We start from the raw sequence: 18,594 nt of genomic DNA on the forward strand, positions 1-18,594 counted from the left end.
TGATTTAGCTGTCATATTACTTCATTTTTTTGAAATAGCTACAAGTGTTGCCCAAGTTAAAAAATAACCTGGCTTACGTAAGTGTAAGATTTCTAGCTACTTATGGCATAAAGCCGCAAGGTCTAGAAACTGCACCCCGTACTGCCAGGATTATTAGCTTTTTAACTGTGTCACATCGTAGCGTTATTTGTAAAGTTCTGTGGCTAATCGCCAAGCTAGAACTCCGGGGATCAAGGCTACAACTAGAGCGATGTAAACTTGAGTATCTGAGATGGAAGACACCTGAGCGATGTACAGAGTATCTAAGATAGGCATGGCTGAAAACCTCCTAACCTGAATAGATTTTGAACAGTTCGTTTACTACTTTTCCTTGTTTTGCCAAGATTGGGGAATATCTTGTTACAAGATGCAACAAAAGCAGTTATTGATCAGTAGTCGTTAGTTATTCGACCTGAGAAAAATTTATAAAAATATGAGTTTGTATTTGGGTATCGATTTCGGCACATCTGGCGCGCGCGCGGTAGTGATTAACGAGGAAGCTTTTTGTATCCAGGCTGAGGTGCGATATCCTTTCCAAGACTCACCAGCTGCTGTTACGCCAAAAATTTGGCAGGAGGCTTTGTTTGTGCTGGTGGAACAAATACCTGAAGAATTGCGGCGAGAAATTAAAGCGATCGCAATTAATGGTACTTCTTCAACCGTCTTGCTAGTTGATGCTGTTGGTAATCCTGTAGATGCACCAATGCTGTACAACGATGCGCGGGGATCATTAGTGCTAGAGCATTTGAAGAGTGTCGCACCTCCAAATCATAACGTGTTGAGTGCCACCTCCAGCCTGGCCAAACTTTTGTGGATGAGGCAGTTACCTACTTTTAATGAAGCTAGATATTTCCTGCATCAAGCAGATTGGCTGGCGTTTCTCCTGCATGGGTATTTAGGTATTAGCGATTACCACAATGCTTTAAAGCTGGGTTATGACGTGGAAGATTTGAAATACCCAGAATGGCTAGAAAAGTTGCAAATACCGATTCAGCTACCCAAAGTTTTAACTCCTGGGACTCCAATTGCAGAATTGCGTCCTGAGATTGCAAATAAGTTCGGTTTCCGCCGTGATTGTCTGGTATGTGCTGGTACAACTGATAGTATTGCTGCTTTTCTCGCCAGTGGGGCAAAATTGCCTGGTGAAGCGGTGACTTCCCTGGGTTCAACATTGGTACTAAAATTGTTAAGTCGTACCCGTGTAGAAGATGCCAGATATGGGATTTACAGCCATCGTCTAAATAATTTGTGGTTGACTGGTGGTGCTTCTAATACTGGGGGTGCAGTGCTAAAGCAATTTTTCACAAACGCTGAGTTAGAAAGCCTTAGCCGTGAGATTGATGCTTCAATTGCTAGCGAGTTAGATTATTATCCATTATTGAAAGCAGGCGATCGCTTTCCGATTAATGATCCCAATTTACCCCCACGTTTGTCACCCCGCCCAGATAATCCAGTGGAATTTCTACATGGGTTGTTAGAAAGTATTGCCCGCATAGAAACACGGGGTTATGAATTATTACAACAAATGGGGGCAGACAAGTTAAGCCGTGTTTATACTGCTGGCGGTGGCGCAGCGAATGATACTTGGACTGCAATTAGGGCGCGTCATTTACAGGTTCCTGTAGTTGCGTCAGTGTACACGGAAGCTGCTTACGGGACGGCGCTGTTGGCGATGGGGGAAGGAAGAAACGGTGAACAAAAGTAATTGTCTAACTATCTTTTTGCAGATATCTTGTAAATCAGTATCTATCCCAGTGACAATTGCCATATCTCGGTCGATACTAAGATGAATAGATACCGGACTATAGGATTCTAAGTTTATCATCAGCTATTCGGGGATGGGTGCTTCGCCACAAGCGAATGTCATCTGTCCCCTTTAATATATCGGTGTGAGTTCTGAGGCAATACGGTTCGGTTAATACCAATTCGTAATTAAGAAGTGAGTAAAAGCAAATTTGATCCAAAATGCGCTCTTAGTTTATCAAATAGTTGCTTTTTTCTACCCTAGTTAAAAATACTGGAGCTATGAATATTAGAAGTATCGGGTAGTGGAGAGTTAGAACTTAAAGTTTCACCCTCAAAGGCTCAACTTCAGCCTCGTTGATCAAAAGCTGCTTCTGACTACTCTGGTAAAAAATACTGAAACTATTAAGATCAGAAGCATCTGCTTACTCAAATACCCACTAACCTATCCCAACCATGCCTCTGTCACGCATAATAACGCTGATTGTTGGTCTGATCGTTATTTTGGGGCTAGCCCTATGGCTAATTGATTCCCTATCACGGCTCTACTGGCAATTGTCCTATTCACCGTTGCTTGGCAATCTGCTGCTGTTGCTGCTGATTGTGCTTATAGGAGCTTTGGTTGCCGCTTTTGTCTATTATGTAGTGGTGATTCGGGCTGGGGAAAAGCGATCGCGCCGCAACCCGAAGCGAGTGACTGCGGCACAAATTCCGGCTGGCAAATCTGACGCTGCTTCCACAACTTTACAGGCCGTGCGGCAACAGGTAGGGCAAATTCAAGATGAAGTAGCACGTCAAGCTTTATTAAGTAAATCGCGTGAGATTGAGGCGAATTTAGCACGGGGTGAAATTCAAGTAGTGGTATTTGGTACGGGGAGTGCAGGTAAAACTTCCCTAGTTAATGCCATTATGGGGCGCATGGTTGGTCAGGTGGATGCACCGATGGGTACAACTCAGGTTGGGGAAACCTATTGTCTGCGGTTAAAAGGGTTAGAACGCAAGATTTTAATTACGGATACGCCTGGGATTTTAGAAGCGGGTGTGGCGGGAACAGAACGGGAACAAATGGCGCGAGAACTGGCGACGGAAGCAGATTTACTGTTGTTTGTGGTCGATAATGATTTACGACGATCAGAATATGAGCCGTTACGGGGATTAGCAGAAATTGGTAAGCGATCGCTCTTAGTTCTCAACAAAACTGATTTATACACAGATGAAGACAAAGAAGCCATCCTTGCACGGTTGCGTCAAAGAGTACGGGGATTTATTGCTACTAATGATGTGGTGGCGATCGCTGCTAATCCCCAATCTGCACAACTAGAAACTGGCGAAACCTTTCAGCCAGAACCGGATATTGTTCCTTTGTTGCGGCGCACGGCTGCTGTTTTACGCGCCGAGGGTGAAGATTTGGTGGCGGATAACATTCTTTTGCAATCTCTGCGATTGGGAGACGAGGCGCGAAAACTCATCGACGGCCAGCGTCGCCGTCAAGCTGACAAAATTGTGGATCGGTTTCAGTGGATTGGTGCTGGTGTGGTATCAGTCACGCCTATACCAGTTGTAGATTTATTAGCAACAGCCGCAGTCAATGCTCAAATGGTTGTCGAAATCGGGAGAGTGTACGGCTGTGAATTGAATATGGAACGGGGACGAGAATTAGCCCTTTCTTTAGCGAAAACGATCGCCAGTTTAGGCATTGTTAAGGGAGCAATTCAATTACTTTCTACCGCTTTGCAACTCAATGTTGCTACTTTTATTATTGGTAGAGCCATTCAAGGCGTAACAGCAGCTTATTTAACGCGAATTGCTGGTAAAAGTTTTATTGAATATTTTCGTCATGATCAAGATTGGGGTGATGGTGGAATGACGGAGGTTGTACAGCGACAGTTTCAAATTAATCGCAGAGATGAATTTATCAAGGCTTTTATTCAGGAAGCGATCGCGCGGGTTGTGAAGCCTTTACAAGATAAATCTGAAGCGATCGAGGAACAAGAAAGCAGAGAATAATTCTAAATAACTATAAACTTTTTTTACAAACTACTGTCAAAAATGCTCTTACAAAAAAGCAAGAGCATTGAGATTTTTCTAGGAAAAAATACTTTTTTGGATAGACATCAAATTAAATTAGCCTATAGACCTTGGAACGCTTTTCTTTTGCGCTTTAGCCAAAAACCCGTAATACCAGCAAGGGCTGCGCCGCCAAAAGTGCCAGGTTCTGGAACGGTGGCTAGATCGGCATCAACCACAAGTGTAGCAGACGAATCACCGCTGAATCCAAATAGATACTGGTTTCCAGTTTCAATATCACCCAAAAGCGCACCTCCAATTGAGAAAAATTGTCCACTTCTGGCGTTAATATCTGCAATAGCGTCCGAGTTTAGAACAAAACTTAGGATTTCGTCTGAATCGCCAAAAGTGTTGACGTTAAAAGTTCCATAGTTTTTCCCACTTCCCAAATCGTTATAAATATTAATATTAGGATTATTAACTTTTTGACTAAGTACATCAGCAGATGTTGAAACATCAAAAAAAACAAGAGTCTGTGTTGGATTTCCTGAACCCTCAAATCGTTGAACTTGCAAAGTTGCTGAGGAGACTCCAGCTAAAGCGCTAAGATCGAATGTAAAAAAGCTACGAAGATTAGCCGGGTTGGAATTTCCAGTTAGATAGTTGTCGTTATTGTTATTGTTACTAGCGCTCGCACTCCACCAACCTTCATTTGAACTACTAAAACTAACATTTGCTGCTTGCGCTACGTTCAGCGTTCCTAATCCGAATCCAACAATAGCAGCCGTAATTGCCAATTTGTAACACTTTTTCATTGCATACCTCTCTAAATTTGAACTGTTTAGATAAAATCCACAAAACTAAAAATTGTTCATTAACATTTAATAATGCTGTCGTCAACATCACAATATTATAAGACACGGTATTCTAAATATAAATACATAAACTTTATATATAATTTACATAAACTTTATATTATATTCTGTTTTCTTACGTAAAAATACTTAAAAAATTAACTAGTATTTAAGGTATCAAAATTCTATTTTTTTATTTCTAAAGCATTCCGGAAATTAGGAGGGAATGTCAGAAAAACTAAATAAAAGGACTTACTGAGTAACCAGGTCATGAGCCAGCACATAATCGGTAAATTACTACAAGGGCGTTACGAAATTGTCCAAAGCCTGAGTTCAGGGGTATTTGGACAAACATACATTGCTATAGACGTAGATTACCCACAGAATCCCAAATGCGTTGTTAAGCAGATAAAAGTTAGCAGTTCCGAATCCGGCTACTTGGAGATGCTGAGGTCACTGTTTCTGACTGAAACCCAAACCCTCAAGCTGCTGGGAAGCCATCACCAAATTCCAGAATTCATCGCCTGCTTTGAAGAAAACGAGCGATTTTATTTAGTGCAAGAGTGTATTGAAGGACATACGCTGACTGCGGAATTGCCCATCAATCAACAGTGGGGGTGTCTGTGGAGTGAAAGCGAAGTTGTAGAATTCTTGATAGATGTCTTAGGTATTCTAGAATTTGTTCACTCTCAAGGCATTATCCATTGCGATATTAAACCAGAAAACTTAATCAGACGTAATGACGAAGCCCTACGCAAGTTAGTATTGATTGACTTTGGCTCAATCCAATCTATCGATTTTGGGATATGTGCGGAATTGCCAATTTATAGAATTCCCGTTACTTCATTGGGGTATATACCGCCAGAGCAATTTATTGGTCAAACACAGCCCAATAGTGATATTTATGCTTTGGGTATGATTGCCATCCAGGCTTTAACAGGGTTAGAACCACTACAATTAAAAGTTGATCCTTATACTAATGAAATTTTTTGGCGATCGCCAAACACGCCAGTTAACGATTATCTAGCTGCTGTTCTCAGTCAAATGATCCGCTATGATTGCCAAGATCGCTTTCAGTCTGCGGGTGACGTACTGCGGGTACTCAAACAAATAATCTGGGAAACTCAGCCACCAGAAATATTAGAAGCAGATGATCAATTTCCGATAAAAGCGGCGATTGAAGATAATAATTCTCAAAATCCTACATTTGGGAATTTATCCCCGTTATTAACAGGAATGAAAGTAGGACTGGCGGCTAATTCTTTATTGATGGGATTTGGTGTATATTCTTTAATTAATACTTCACCAGCATACTCAGAAACAGACACTTTATATAAAGCAACAGAAGAATATCAAAGGGGAGATTTACAAGAAGCGATCGCACTGGTTAAATCAATTCCCTCTCACAGCAATGTCTATCCAGAAGCTCAAGCCACAATGGGAGAATGGCAACAGCAATGGCAAGTAGCAGCACAGGAATACCAAATAGCTGAAACAGCTTTTAATGAGAGCAGATGGTCAGATGTTCTTGATGCGGCTGCTAAAGTTCCAGATATTTCATATTGGCAATCTAAAACAAATAAACTAGTTCAGCAAGCATACGTCAACATTGAAGTACAGACAGAATATTTATTAACAAAAGCTTACGAAAGAGCTAGAGAAAGAGACTTTTCTACTGCCTTAAATTATCTGCGTCAAATTCCTCAAGAGAGTTCTGCCGGGGCTTTAATTCAAGACAAGTTGGCCGAATACAGTCGAAAGCGGCAGATCAGAGCAGCATACTTTTTACAGAAAGCCTATAAAAAAGCATTTATTGGTGATTTTAATAGTGCTGTAAAACTTCTCCAAAATATTCCCAAAGATACTCTAGTTTATGCTCAAGCTCAAGTCAAACTGAATGAGTATACTCAAAAGCAACGCCTGGTAGCTGAACATCAAAAAGTAGCTTCCATCTCAGGAGTTAAGAGTTCCCTGTTACCACCCCGGAGGAGCTTGGTTATCCACTAACCAACAAAGATTTCAGGCTTTTGTATCATTACATATTTACCACTGCCGGGATTGCTATATGCTTTCAGTAACTAGACTGAAATCAACCCTCAATCGGTAAATTAACGTGAATCTCCCATTGATTACTCGTGCTGAAAAACACAACGATAAAATAGCGATTGCTACAACGGATGGAGCATTTACCTATCGGGATTTGCTCCACACCTCTAGTCAAATAGCGACAAGTCTTCTTCAGAATACTGAAGATTTACAGGAGCAGCGAGTTGCTTTTCTGATCCCACCTGGGTTTGAATATGTAGCTACTCAATGGGGAATTTGGCGGGCTGGTGGCATAGCTGTACCTCTGTGTATTTCCCACCCGCGACCAGAATTAGAGTATGTTATTACAAATTCTGGAGCATCAATTATCGTTGCCCATCCTAATTTTGAGGCTATACTGCGTAGTTTACCGCCGCAGGCATCGCTCGCAACTGAACAAAATCTGCGATTTATCCTCACCTCAGAAACGCTCCCATCTGATATTGCTCCACTCCCAGAAGTAGACATCACTAGACGCGCTTTGATTCTTTACACCAGCGGTACAACAGGTAAACCGAAGGGTGTGGTTACAACCCATGAAAATATTCAAGCGCAAGTAACTAGCTTAATCACCGCTTGGGAATGGACATCTAGCGATTCTCCTGCGGAGACGCTGCGCGAACGCATTTTGCATATACTGCCTCTACATCATATTCATGGAATTGTCAACGTATTGACTTGCGCTTTATGGGCTGGCGCACAGTGCCATCTGTTGAGCAAGTTCGATGCCGAAATTGTTTGGAACCGAATTTGTGAAGGTGACTTAACCCTATTTATGGCAGTACCAACGATTTATGTGAAGTTGATTGCAGCTTGGGAAAACGCCTCTAGCGATCGCCAAAAGAGTATGTCAGCAGGTTGTGCTAAAATGCGCCTGATGGTTTCTGGTTCAGCAGCGTTACCAGTTCAAGTTTTAGAAAAGTGGCAAAGCATCAGCGGACATTTTCTGTTGGAGCGCTATGGGATGACGGAAATTGGCATGGCGCTATCAAACCCTTTACATGGTGAACGGTTGTCTGGATATGTAGGAAGACCACTACCTCAAGTTGAAGTGAGATTAGTGAATGAGAATGGGGAGTTAGTCCCAGCAGGGACACCAGGAGAGATCCAAGTCAAAAGCCCCGGAGTGTTTTTAGAATATTGGCAAAATCCCCAAGCAACCGCCAAAGCTTTCCGAGATGGCTGGTTTTGTACTGGAGATACTGCCGTAGTTGAGAACGGTAACTACCGGATTCTGGGAAGGATGAGCGTGGATATCATCAAAACGGGAGGGTATAAAGTTTCAGCTTTGGAAATTGAAGAAGTGTTGCGATCGCACCCAGATATTCAAGAATGTGCAGTAGTTGGGATTGCAGATATAGAGTGGGGTGAGCGAGTCTGTGCGGCGTTAGTATTGCAACGGTCACAAACTTTAACATTAGAATCTTTCAGGAGTTGGGCAAAAGAGCGATTGGCTGTCTATAAAGTGCCAACCCAAATTTTGACGCTTGAAGAATTACCGCGCAACGCTATGGGGAAAGTGATTAAGCCGACAGTGGTTGAACTATTTCGAGCCTAGCGATCGTAAACGCCCAATTAGACCTCAATACGGTTCAGTTAAGCATGATTGTAGTGAGTCTCTTAAAAGTCAAGCGAGCGATCGCTTCTATTTTAGCAGCACCTAGAGAGGAGTGGGCTTATCGTTCTGCTAACCACGACTGCAAATCAGCCACACTGGTAAAATCTAACAGTGCTTCACTCAAGTCTTCCAGAACAGGTAAAGGTAAACCAGTGATGGCAAAACGCATTTCTGGAGTCAGTTCGCCAAATCGCTTTGTTAGCAGTCGGTTAACTAGATTAACTGTTGCTTCCTCACGTCCTTCCTCACGTCCTTCCTCACGTCCTTCCTCGCGTCCTTCCTCGCGCCCTTCCTCGCGCCCTTCTTCTTTAATCTCCCGATAAACTCGCGTTTCCTTGAGTGTGATTCCGAGCATCGACTCTACCTCTGTTCTACTTAATTGCTCAAACTTGTACACCATAATCGTCGTAATCATCTCTATTATGGCGCTACTTGTGGGCGATGATAGTTCTTGCTGAGTTCTGGTTAATAAATACTTGGCTTGTTCTGGTGCTTGTTCTTCTGTGACTGTTGTTAATACCATCAGCGCTACCCATAAAGGTAAAGTCCGAATATCTCCCAATTCATCTAAATATATTCGATGCACTTGTCTGCCATTAAGCAATGAGCGATGGGGATGAATCTGGCTTTGTTCCAGACTGCGAGATGGGTAAATTATCACTACTTGCCAATCGCTAAATCTCTGGCGGTTGCGGTAAAAATATAGTGATGACTCAGCAAATACTCTTTCGTAAAGCTGTTCATCCTTCTGGAATTGGACTTCACAGAAATACACTACCCCTGCACCTGCATTTTCTGGTGGGAGGAATACGCCGTCTATTTCAAATTTGGGTTCTTTGACTGCTACTGAGTCAAATCGATAGGCGCTTGCATTTGTCGGCGGATTGGTTAATAATTCAAATAATAATGTGGGAGATTGTTGAAATAGTTTGTAAAATATCGAGTCTCGCCGCATGAAGTATTGTTATCTTGCTGAACTTGTTTACTGATCAATTTTAGCTTCACAAACCAATAGTGCGACGCCGAATAGCGCGTCGTAGACATCGCCTAAGTTGTAGCTCTGCCTACGCGGCGATATCTAGCAACAAATTACTTTGCGTCTACATACTCCCCAACAAACGCGAGTGGTGTCACTCTGGCGATCGCTTGACTTCAGGGCAACGCAAGCTCAGGGCAACGCAGTGACCACCGCAGGCATCGCCCCTACCCTAATTTCTCACTCCTTCGGAGGATTCGGCGGACACCAGAAGAGGTTTTTACTCGACACACCAAGGGATTTAAGAATTTGACGCATCACCTCTGTGCAGTACATCCAGTGTCCCAAATCGTCATACATGAGATCGGGATTAAACTCGACATTGTAATGCAACACATTGGGAAGGTTTAAAAACTCATCATCGCTTTGGGGAGAAAGGATCAAAAGATGAAATGGTTTCCCCTGGCATTGTTTTTGCAGCTTGTTAACCAAATCTATTACACCAGCGCGATCGCTAATTCCGGTGCGGATGAAAAGCACTTTGTCGCAGTGCCGCAGTGCATACCAAAACCTTTCTGAGCGTGCCGTGTACCGAACGCGCATCCGTTCATGGACGGGAGACATATCATTAAGAGGGTCTTCTGTCTCCTCGACTTCATGGGCAAAGGACAGACCCGACCACTTACTATGATAGATTCTGCCTGCGTCTTGACTGTAGTGCAGAAAGTCAGGGTTCCACATATCATCAAAACCGTTTTCGATCGCATCGGCAACATCGGCAATATTGGTGGTGCGCGTTAGATCAAATGGAAAGGCGGGGCCATCATACTCCATTTTATATAGCATCATGCGGACGGCACAGCGATCGCCCAAGGGGAGAATAGCGATACGGCTAATGTCCGATAATTCGCACTTGTATTGGAAAAACACTGCTGACTTGGGTGGTGCTTTTACCCGGCTTTCTAACCCGTCGTTACCAATCATCATGGTGCGAAAGGGTGCATCTGGATGAAGCGGATCTTCATATACACCCAATGGCACAGCTTTCAGTGCCTTGCGTACCTCTTGCCACATCGGCTGTATATTGTATTCGTTGTCTGATTCGTTGATTACCCAGAGGTGGCGTTCATCTGCTTGTAAAATCCCCAAGTCTCCGTCATAGAACAAAACTTGTGAGTTGTTCGGCGAAAAGAGATTGAAGGCAGCGCTATATTCTAGGTCAGCATTAGGGGGAATATTTATTGTAGTGGCGATCGCACCATCCTCTTGCACGGCAAAGAAGGGGATCATCCCTTCCTTAATAGATTTCGCAATGTAAATACCTGGTATTAATCCTGCCTTACTTTGGAGTGCAGTTTGTAGTTCATGCCAATGGGGAGCGATCGTGTAACTGTATTGTGATGGATTGATGATCCGTAAACGATTCTCTTCGATCTGAGCCAAGACATGGAAGCCCCCATTATCAAGGTAGATGGAGACTTCATTCGTCTGTCGGAAACGTTGTTTTTCTTGTGCTAATTTGTTTTTGTCAATCTGGAACAAATGCAGATTGATCGCTTCATACATGAGGCGATGACCGACCGTGTTTGGGTGAGCCGGGTCGAAGCATATCCCCGCTTTCCAGCGTCCCTGCCCATTATCCACTGCTGCCAACCAATCTAGTACAGTCACGCCCCAATTCAGCATCCGGTTGTGTGTCTCCTTTAGCAACCAATGATGTTCTGACTCATAGTTGCCATTGGGATAGACTCCGCCCAAAATCGGAATAGCTCCTATTTCCCGCGTCATTTTGACAAGCCGCTGCAAGCCACTTTCAAACCGCCGCTGTACTGTCCGTCGTTGGTGAGGGGCACAGTGGGCTAACCCTTCGTTGCCTAGAGACAGGGCAATAATAACTACATCCGGTTGTTCTGGGGTGACAATTGAGGCAAATCGGGCGATCGTTCTGCTGACATTCGCCCCCACCTCCGACATATTTATGAGTTGATGCCCGTATTTTTGCTGCAAATCCTGTGCCAACAGCCAGACCCAACCTTTCAACAACCAGGCTTTATGACCAAAGGCGACGGAACTGCCGATAACTACAATTTTTAGTCCTTTAGAATCTTCCTTCAAGGGCATCTTGACAGCAGGCTCTTCAATGTATCCAAATGGATAAGGCTGCAAATAACCGAATGCGCCATCATCAACAACAATAGTACTGGACTCGTCAGTATTGCTGGGCACCCAACGGTTTGAACCTAAAGCTTCCCATCGCGCATTACCGTTTGAATCGAGACGTATATATTTATATTCAACTCTTTGGGGTAGATACGGAGTGGGTTGTCGTGAGACATCGCCTGACTCCAAAGATGGCTGAATGTCGATTTCTGTGTCTGTCGACCATAAAGGATAGCGATCGGCATTTGTCCGAAGGTGGACACATCTTTTAATGTCCCATAATCCCAATTCGGGAGTAGAACCGACGATACCGATGGATTCGCCTGTTTGGGTGGATGCACTTATCTGGAATCGATACATAGATTTCTCCCTGACTTAGAGGTACGATACCAAACAGGAAGGTTGAATTCTTAAAACTGCTTTGAAGATATCACATATAATTCTTAACAGCAATTCAAAATTGAAAACATTAGGGGACATTATACCGTAAATGTTTTCTTAATATATTCTTAAAGGATACTTAAAAAGTCTAATTTATCATTACAATCCCTAGCTACTTTTAGTCGTCAGTCAGTTGCAACTAAAGTGGCTCGTTGGATGCCCGTCTTTTCCTAAGTTTCCTAAAGAAGATGCTACGCAAACAGTGCTGGCTCCCCAAGGCACTGGCTCGGCTACACAGGCAAAACCCATAATCCGTGGGTTAGAAATTTTTGATTTTTTGTTAGTCTACGGAGGTGGACGAAAGTTTGTGCAAAAATGAGGGTTTCAGAGCCTCTCTCCCTGTGGGCTACGGTGTACACACAAGTCTTTTGACCTGCATCTTAGTTGTATCGACTTGCACCTTAGTTGCATCGACCTACATCTTGGTTGCATCGACCTACATCTTGGTTGCATTAACCTGCACCTTAGTTGTATCGACTCGCATCTTAGTTGTATCGACCTGCACCTTAGTTGCGTTGACCTGCGTTTTAGTTGCATTGACTCGCACCTTAGTTGCATCGACTTGCAAGAATTAACTTACCCTATGTTACGCAGTAACTTTAAAAGATTTGTGTGTACACTGTAGCCCTGTAGGGGAGAGGTTTGAAGAGGGGTTCGTAGCATACTTTGCGACTTTTCAAACAACCTCTTAAACCATCTGCCGTCAATGTCAACTAATTTAAATTTCCCAAATACTTAAAAATAGCTAGTTGCTAATTTAAAAACAATTAGTAACTAGCTATTTATCACAACCAACAATTAGCTATTTCTAAGTTAGTGCTTCAGCACCACCAACAACCTCAAGGAGTTCTTGGGTAATTGCAGCTTGTCGAGCTTTGTTGTAAGACCGTGTGAGGGTATTAATCAATTCACCAGCGTTCTCACTGGCATTACTCATGGCTGTCATCCGAGCTGCTAGTTCACTAGCCGCCGATTCTTGCAGCGCCCGTAATAGCTGGTTACTCAGATACAGGGGCAACAGAGCATCAAGAATCTGCACTGGGTCCTGCTCGAAAATCATGTCAGGAGCCAACGTGCGGGCTTGCTTAGTCACTTTCTCACGTTCGACTTCAAATTTACCGCCACGGGTTGTTAAGCGGAAAATTTCGTCATCGGCTGCTTCTAGACCTTGCGGATCGAGGGGCAGTAAGGTTTGCACTACAGGACGAGAGCTAACCAAGGAAAGGAATCTGGTATAGATTAATTCGATCCGGTCTACTTTTTCCGAAAGGAATAAGGAAAGTAGTTGATCGGCAATCTCATTGGCTTCCGCTGCGGTGGGGATTTGCTCTAAGCCGCTGTAGGTGGCATCAATGGGCTGATTGCGGCGTTGAAAGTACTGCGTAGCTTTGCGTCCGACGATCACAAATTGATAGTCTAGACCTTCTGCCTTGATTTCCTTGGCGCGGTTTTCGGCACGACGGATAACGTTATTATTGTAGCCGCCGCATAGTCCGCGATCGCCTGAAATTACTAACAGCCCAACTGACTTAACTTCGCGTTTCTTCAGTAGTGGTAGGTCTGCATCTTCAAAGCGCAGACGGCTTTGTAAACTATACAATACTTGTGCCAAGCGATCGGCAAAGGGGCGAGTCGCTAGTACTTGTTCTTGCGCCCGACGCACTCTAGCTGCTGCAACTAGGCGCATGGCTTCGGTGATTTTCTTGGTGTTTTTGACCGACTGAATGCGATCGCGTATTGCTTTTAAATTGGCCATATTCTTGTCCTTAGTCCTTAGTCATTTGTCACTTGTCCTCTCTTACAAAGTTCTGATCGCCGGAAGCCGGCGCTTAGACTTTGCGCTTTGTCATTAGTCATTAGTTATTTACCAATGACTAATGACTAATGACTAATGACTAATTACGCTGAAGCTTTGAAGGTCTTCTTATATTCGGTCAGTGCTTCCTTCAAAGCAGCTTCTTCTGTGTCACCTAATGCTTTGGAGGCTTGTACTGCTTGGGCATACTGGGGTTTACCACTCTTCAAGTATTCCCGCAGACCTTTGGTAAAGGTGGTTACTTGATTTACAGGTACATCATCTAAATAACCATTAATCCCCGCATACAAAATTGCCACTTGCTCATATACCGAGAGTGGCGAATTTTGGGGCTGCTTGAGGAGTTCGCGCAACCGTTGACCCCGTGCCAACTGGTCTTGAGTGGCTTTATCCAAGTCGGAAGCAAATTGAGCGAAGGCTTGCAGGTCGTCAAATTGGGCTAGTTCCAATTTAATCTTACCGGCAACTTTTTTCATTGCCTTGGTTTGAGCCGCAGAACCCACACGAGATACAGAAATACCAGGGTTTACAGCGGGACGGATACCAGCGTTAAACAAGTCAGAAGACAAGAATATCTGACCATCGGTAATGGAAATTACGTTTGTGGGGATGTATGCCGAAACGTCACCAGCTTGGGTTTCGATAATTGGTAGGGCGGTCATACTGCCTTTACCTAATTCGTCACTCAGCTTTGCGGCTCTTTCTAACAAGCGGGAGTGAATGTAGAATACATCTCCAGGGTACGCTTCGCGTCCGGGTGGGCGACGTAGCAACAGGGACATCTGCCGATAAGCTTGGGCTTGCTTGGAGAGGTCATCATAAATTACCAGGGTAGCTTTGCCCTTGTACATAAAGTACTCAGCAATACTTGCGCCTGTGTAGGGAGCTAGGTATTGTAGGGTTGCTGGTTCACTGGCGCTAGCAAAGACGACGACGGTGTAATCCATCGCGCCTTTTTCTTGCAATGTCTGTACCACGTTAGCAACTGTGGAAGCTTTTTGACCGATGGCAACGTAGACACAAACTACATCTTCTGATTTTTGGTTGATGATGGTGTCAATTGCGATCGCAGTTTTACCGGTTTGGCGATCGCCAATAATCAATTCCCGTTGACCACGACCGATGGGAATCATTGAGTCAATCGCTGTAATCCCCGTTTGCATCGGTTCGTGTACAGATCGACGAGCAATAATACCGGGTGCTGGAGATTCAATCAAACGGCTTTCTGTGCTCTTGATGTCTCCCTTGCCATCAATGGGAAGACCCAAAGCGTTTACAACTCGTCCAATTAAGGCTTCTCCTACGGGTACTTGGGCAATTTTACCAGTGGCGGTTACAGAACTACCTTCTTGAATTTCCAGCCCTTCACCCATCAGCACCGCGCCCACGTTGTCTTCTTCTAAGTTCTGGGCGATGCCAATTGTGCCATCTTCAAATTCTAAGAGTTCCCCAGCCATAGCCTTTTCTAGACCATAGATCCGGGCAATACCGTCACCAACTTGTAGAACAGTACCAACGTTAGCAACTTTGACTTCTTGGTCGTATTGCTCGATTTGTTGTTGGATAATGCTGCTGATTTCGTCAGGTCTAATTGATATGCTCATGTGTCTATTTTTTGAGTGCTGTTAGCGTTAGCGGGGCGTTTAGCCCGTAATGAGTGCTGAGTGATGAGTTAAAAATGCAAAAATTAGAAGTTAAAAGTCAAAATAAATTACTGTTTACTTAACTCCTAACTCCAGTACAGACGCGATTAATCGCGTCTCTCCTATTAACCACTGGTTAAGCGCAATGAAAGGCGGCGTAACTGACCTCGTAAACTAGCGTCAATTACCTGCGAGCCTACTTTAATGATCACACCACCAATTAACTCGTTGTCTACCTTGGTTTCTAGTTCTACCTGGCGAGCATTAGTGATGGCAATTACCTTTTGGATGATTGCCTGCTGTTGAGCTTCTGTGAGGGGAACGGCTGAAGTTACTTCCGCTAATACGGTTTGATTCAGCTGCCGCAACAGCGCCAGATATTGTTGAAGAATTGGTTCCAAGAATGCAATGCGCCGTTTATCTACCAGTATTAGCAAAAAATTGCGTAAGTAGGGATTAGCGCCTTCACCGAGTACTTGGTTGATCAGAGCCTTTTTGCTCTCAGACTGAATAAACGGATTGCCAAAGAAGTTTTGTAGCTGTTTGTCTGCTCTCAACAGGCTTAAGAAAGTACGCGCCTCTTCCCCGAAATGTTCTGTCAAATTTTTCGATTGCGCTATTGACAAAAGTGCCTGTGCATAAGGCTGGGCTACTTCGACTGTCGCTACTTGACTTGTCATACATTGCCTCCGAGTTGTGCGATGCTGCGGTCAATTAAACTTTGTTGAGCATCGTCGGCAATTCCGCTTTTGAGTTGCGATTCGACTTTTTGCAATGCCAGTGTAGCAACTCGTTGCCGCAGTTGAGCGATCGCTCGCTCTGTTTCGGTGTTTAAATCGGCTGCTGCGGTTTGTCTCAAGCGTTCTACGTCTTGCACTGCTTTCGTCAACAAAGCTTCTTTAGCTTTGATAGCGTTTTCTTCAGCAGATTGGCGGATGCGTTGTGCTTCTGCCTGAGATTGGGTCAACTGCTTTTGCGCTTGGGATAGGGCAACCTGTGCCTCTTTTAAGCGCCCTTCTGCTTCCTGAATTGCGGTAGCAATATTAGCTTGTCGCTCGTTCAGGATCTTGCTTAAAACTTTACGTCCGAAGTAGAATAATGTACCAACTAGAATCGCTAAATTGACGATATTGGTTTCAAATATGTCTAGGTTTAGACCGAAACCACCTTCTGCCATTTCAGAATGAACAGCGTTCGCTTCTGCGGCAAGTAATAAAAATGTCCCCATGATACCCATTTACAAGTGCGCTGCTCGCTTGCTAATACGTTGTATTTTCCCTTCTGGGAAATTAAGGTATCTTTCCCCAAAGGGAAATCAAGTATCTTTCCTCAAAGGGAGAAAGTGCCTTTTTTACACTTAATTAAGCGCTCTGGGACTAGCGCCCAGTTGCGCCTATGCTTTCAAGAGAACCAGTCTTGTTAGTTTATCTAACTGGAACTGGCCCCAATAGTTTTTCTAGAATCTGTCTGCTTAGAGCATCAACTCGTTGCTCTAAAGTACGCATAGCTTCCTGCTTTTGTTGCTCTATTTCAACAGCAGCTTGTTCTCGTTGAGACTGAGCTTCTTTTTGAGCCTCAGCGATTTTTTCGGCAGTAATTTTCTTAGCTTCTAGTTGAGCTGCTTCTACAGTCGCTTGCGATTGTCTGCGAGCGTCTGTAAGTTGCTGCTCATATTCAGTAGCTAAACGTTCAGCTTTCGCCAAGCGTTCCCGCGCATCAAGGGTATTAGTTCGGATATAATTATCGCGATCGTCTAGTGCCTTGGTCAGTGGCTTGTAGAAAATTACATTCAACAAAGCTGCTAATAGCAGGAATTGCAATGCCATGAAGGGCAAGGTAGCATCGAAATCAAACATTTCTCTCCTCTTTGGCTGGAGTAGCAGTTTTCATGGCTAGCAACATCATCCAACCTTTGATATTTTAGAGACCCATAGCCAACAAAGGTCAACTACATTACAACAACTTAATGCCCAAAATATTTAGATTGCAGAGGCGTGATGGTTCACGTCTCCACACTCACAAAAACTTTTAGGTCTTATCCTGCGAAGGGGTTAGCAAACAGCAGTACCAAGGCAATAACTAGACCATAAATAGTCAGAGATTCCATGAAAGCCAAGGTTAATAGCAGAGTACCGCGAATTTTTCCTTCTGCTTCTGGTTGACGGGCAATACCTTCTACTGCTTGTCCAGCAGCATTACCTTGACCAATACCAGGCCCAATTGAAGCTAGACCAATTGCTAAAGCAGCAGAAAGAACTGAAGCAGCCTGCACTAATGGATCCATTTTGATTTTCCTTGGTTTAATTACAGAACTAACAAATGTACATTAACAACTAGAAACGTGTTTTTCACACTGCACCGAGTTCTTACCAATCGCTGTTGCGACGTTTTGAGCTTATACCGCTCGCTGGAACTGTGCTATCAACTGAGAAGCTTAATGCTCCTCATGCTCTTCTTCGCCATGTCCCTCTAGTGCCTCATGAATGTATGCCCCGGCTAGGGTAGCAAAAACCAGGGCTTGAATTGCACTGGTAAATAAACCCAAAGCCATCACGGGTAGTGGTACAAATAGAGGAACTAGCAGAACCAGCACCGCTACTACTAATTCATCCGCTAATATATTGCCAAATAGCCGGAAGCTTAGAGAGAGGGGCTTGGTGAAATCTTCGAGAATTGCGATCGGCAACAAAATGGGTGTTGGCTCTATATATTTCTTAAAGTAGCCCAAACCCCGTTTGCTAAAACCCGCGTAAAAATACGCTAAAGAGGTCAGCAGTGCCAATGCAACAGTCGTATTAATGTCATTGGTGGGAGCCGCCAATTCACCCGCAGGTAGCTTGATGAGCTTCCAGGGAATTAAAGCCCCCGACCAGTTCGACACAAAAATAAACAGAAACAATGTGCCAATAAATGGCACCCAAGGGCGGTACTCTTTCTCACCAAGTTGGTTTTTTGCCAAATCCCGGATAAATTCTAGGGCGTATTCCATCAAATTTTGGATACCCTTAGGGATTCTTTGGATGTTGCGAGTAGCAGCTATTGAAGCCACTACTAAAATGCTAATCACAAACCATGAGGTGAGAAAAACTTGCCCATGAATTTTAAGATTGCCCAATTGCCAGTAGAAATGATGACCTACTTCTAATGCGGCGAGGGGAAAAGAATTAAAGGCGTTTAAGACACTAAGCATTTGCATTCTTCAAGCATTTTCC

Annotated in this window: 17 protein-coding genes; 5 read left to right on the forward strand and 12 right to left on the reverse strand. The window is 43.9% G+C overall.

The genetic code is table 11. From position 1 onward, the window contains the following. Window positions 1-183: 183 nt before the first annotated feature. Window positions 184-315 (reverse strand): photosystem I reaction center subunit XII, encoded by a 132-nt coding sequence (psaM, locus tag ACEW80_RS10415; protein ID WP_190912801.1) that lies wholly within the window; start codon window positions 313-315, stop codon window positions 184-186. 157 nt (window positions 316-472) lie between these two features. Between psaM and ACEW80_RS10420 the strand changes: the two genes are divergently transcribed. Then, window positions 473-1,744: an FGGY-family carbohydrate kinase gene (locus ACEW80_RS10420; protein ID WP_373526500.1), complete on the forward strand. Its 1,272-nt coding sequence runs from the start codon at window positions 473-475 to the stop codon at window positions 1,742-1,744. 494 nt (window positions 1,745-2,238) lie between these two features. Continuing rightward, window positions 2,239-3,789, forward strand: a complete 1,551-nt coding sequence (locus ACEW80_RS10425; RefSeq protein WP_373526501.1) for a YcjF family protein — start codon at window positions 2,239-2,241, stop codon at window positions 3,787-3,789. Between the two features lie 122 nt (window positions 3,790-3,911). On the opposite strand, the gene ACEW80_RS10430 is transcribed toward ACEW80_RS10425, so the two are convergent. Next, window positions 3,912-4,604 carry a PEP-CTERM sorting domain-containing protein gene (locus ACEW80_RS10430; RefSeq protein ID WP_373526502.1) on the reverse strand — a complete coding sequence of 231 codons (693 nt, stop codon included), beginning with the start codon at window positions 4,602-4,604 and terminating at the stop codon, window positions 3,912-3,914. 309 nt (window positions 4,605-4,913) lie between these two features. Between ACEW80_RS10430 and ACEW80_RS10435 the strand changes: the two genes are divergently transcribed. After that, a complete protein-coding gene (locus ACEW80_RS10435) occupies window positions 4,914-6,650 on the forward strand; it encodes a protein kinase (RefSeq protein WP_373526503.1) in 1,737 nt (578 codons plus the stop codon). A gap of 106 nt (window positions 6,651-6,756) precedes the next feature. Next, window positions 6,757-8,286: an acyl-CoA synthetase gene (locus tag ACEW80_RS10440; protein WP_373526504.1), complete on the forward strand. Its 1,530-nt coding sequence runs from the start codon at window positions 6,757-6,759 to the stop codon at window positions 8,284-8,286. A 118-nt stretch (window positions 8,287-8,404) separates the two neighbouring features. Here ACEW80_RS10440 and ACEW80_RS10445 read toward each other — a convergent pair whose 3' ends face one another. Both ACEW80_RS10445 and ACEW80_RS10450 read right to left on the reverse strand, forming a co-directional pair. Then, window positions 8,405-9,301, reverse strand: coding sequence for an Rpn family recombination-promoting nuclease/putative transposase (locus ACEW80_RS10445; protein ID WP_373526505.1), 897 nt, complete (start codon window positions 9,299-9,301; stop codon window positions 8,405-8,407). A 261-nt stretch (window positions 9,302-9,562) separates the two neighbouring features. Further along, window positions 9,563-11,842, reverse strand: coding sequence for a DUF1796 family putative cysteine peptidase (locus tag ACEW80_RS10450; RefSeq protein ID WP_373526506.1), 2,280 nt, complete (start codon window positions 11,840-11,842; stop codon window positions 9,563-9,565). A 214-nt stretch (window positions 11,843-12,056) separates the two neighbouring features. Between ACEW80_RS10450 and ACEW80_RS10455 the strand changes: the two genes are divergently transcribed. Then, on the forward strand, window positions 12,057-12,242 hold the full coding sequence (locus ACEW80_RS10455) for a hypothetical protein (RefSeq protein WP_373526507.1): 186 nt from the start codon (window positions 12,057-12,059) through the stop codon (window positions 12,240-12,242). 117 nt (window positions 12,243-12,359) lie between these two features. Here the strand turns inward: ACEW80_RS10455 and ACEW80_RS10460 are convergent, their stop codons facing one another. The 8 genes from ACEW80_RS10460 to atpB form a co-directional block, all read right to left on the reverse strand. Then, window positions 12,360-12,491: a hypothetical protein gene (locus ACEW80_RS10460; protein WP_373526508.1), complete on the reverse strand. Its 132-nt coding sequence runs from the start codon at window positions 12,489-12,491 to the stop codon at window positions 12,360-12,362. Window positions 12,492-12,731: 240 nt separating this feature from the next. Next, the gene (locus tag ACEW80_RS10465) at window positions 12,732-13,679 is read right to left on the reverse strand and encodes a F0F1 ATP synthase subunit gamma (protein WP_373526509.1); all 948 of its coding nucleotides are present in this window, start codon (window positions 13,677-13,679) and stop codon (window positions 12,732-12,734) included. Window positions 13,680-13,822: 143 nt separating this feature from the next. Beyond that, window positions 13,823-15,343 (reverse strand): F0F1 ATP synthase subunit alpha, encoded by a 1,521-nt coding sequence (atpA, locus tag ACEW80_RS10470; protein WP_373526510.1) that lies wholly within the window; start codon window positions 15,341-15,343, stop codon window positions 13,823-13,825. Between the two features lie 164 nt (window positions 15,344-15,507). Beyond that, window positions 15,508-16,062 (reverse strand): ATP synthase F1 subunit delta, encoded by a 555-nt coding sequence (atpH, locus tag ACEW80_RS10475; RefSeq protein ID WP_373526511.1) that lies wholly within the window; start codon window positions 16,060-16,062, stop codon window positions 15,508-15,510. Then, window positions 16,059-16,619, reverse strand: a complete 561-nt coding sequence (locus tag ACEW80_RS10480) for a F0F1 ATP synthase subunit B (RefSeq protein WP_373526512.1) — start codon at window positions 16,617-16,619, stop codon at window positions 16,059-16,061. Before ACEW80_RS10480 ends, atpH begins: the two co-directional genes overlap by 4 nt. Before the next feature lie 187 nt (window positions 16,620-16,806). Continuing rightward, window positions 16,807-17,238 (reverse strand): F0F1 ATP synthase subunit B', encoded by a 432-nt coding sequence (locus ACEW80_RS10485; RefSeq protein ID WP_373526513.1) that lies wholly within the window; start codon window positions 17,236-17,238, stop codon window positions 16,807-16,809. A 179-nt stretch (window positions 17,239-17,417) separates the two neighbouring features. Continuing rightward, on the reverse strand, window positions 17,418-17,666 hold the full coding sequence (atpE, locus tag ACEW80_RS10490; RefSeq protein ID WP_373526514.1) for an ATP synthase F0 subunit C: 249 nt from the start codon (window positions 17,664-17,666) through the stop codon (window positions 17,418-17,420). Between the two features lie 150 nt (window positions 17,667-17,816). Continuing rightward, a complete protein-coding gene (gene atpB, locus ACEW80_RS10495) occupies window positions 17,817-18,578 on the reverse strand; it encodes a F0F1 ATP synthase subunit A (RefSeq protein WP_373526515.1) in 762 nt (253 codons plus the stop codon). Window positions 18,579-18,594 lie beyond the last annotated feature (16 nt).

Source organism: Nostoc sp. (genome assembly GCF_041747015.1).
Lineage (GTDB): Bacteria > Cyanobacteriota > Cyanobacteriia > Cyanobacteriales > Nostocaceae > Nostoc.

Bases quoted from the DNA above. Each gene is read 5' to 3' on its own strand.
- ACEW80_RS10485 (WP_373526513.1), bottom strand. From the start codon at position 17,238: ATGTTTGATTTCGATGCTACCTTGCCCTTCATGGCATTGCAATTCCTG.
- ACEW80_RS10425 (WP_373526501.1), top strand. From the start codon at position 2,239: ATGCCTCTGTCACGCATAATAACGCTGATTGTTGGTCTGATCGTTATT.
- atpB (WP_373526515.1), bottom strand. From the start codon at position 18,578: ATGCAAATGCTTAGTGTCTTAAACGCCTTTAATTCTTTTCCCCTCGCC.
- ACEW80_RS10445 (WP_373526505.1), bottom strand. From the start codon at position 9,301: ATGCGGCGAGACTCGATATTTTACAAACTATTTCAACAATCTCCCACA.
- atpH (WP_373526511.1), bottom strand. From the start codon at position 16,062: ATGACAAGTCAAGTAGCGACAGTCGAAGTAGCCCAGCCTTATGCACAG.
- ACEW80_RS10430 (WP_373526502.1), bottom strand. From the start codon at position 4,604: ATGAAAAAGTGTTACAAATTGGCAATTACGGCTGCTATTGTTGGATTC.
- ACEW80_RS10465 (WP_373526509.1), bottom strand. From the start codon at position 13,679: ATGGCCAATTTAAAAGCAATACGCGATCGCATTCAGTCGGTCAAAAAC.
- ACEW80_RS10480 (WP_373526512.1), bottom strand. From the start codon at position 16,619: ATGGGTATCATGGGGACATTTTTATTACTTGCCGCAGAAGCGAACGCT.
- atpA (WP_373526510.1), bottom strand. From the start codon at position 15,343: ATGAGCATATCAATTAGACCTGACGAAATCAGCAGCATTATCCAACAA.
- ACEW80_RS10435 (WP_373526503.1), top strand. From the start codon at position 4,914: ATGAGCCAGCACATAATCGGTAAATTACTACAAGGGCGTTACGAAATT.
- ACEW80_RS10450 (WP_373526506.1), bottom strand. From the start codon at position 11,842: ATGTATCGATTCCAGATAAGTGCATCCACCCAAACAGGCGAATCCATC.
- ACEW80_RS10420 (WP_373526500.1), top strand. From the start codon at position 473: ATGAGTTTGTATTTGGGTATCGATTTCGGCACATCTGGCGCGCGCGCG.
- atpE (WP_373526514.1), bottom strand. From the start codon at position 17,666: ATGGATCCATTAGTGCAGGCTGCTTCAGTTCTTTCTGCTGCTTTAGCA.
- psaM (WP_190912801.1), bottom strand. From the start codon at position 315: ATGCCTATCTTAGATACTCTGTACATCGCTCAGGTGTCTTCCATCTCA.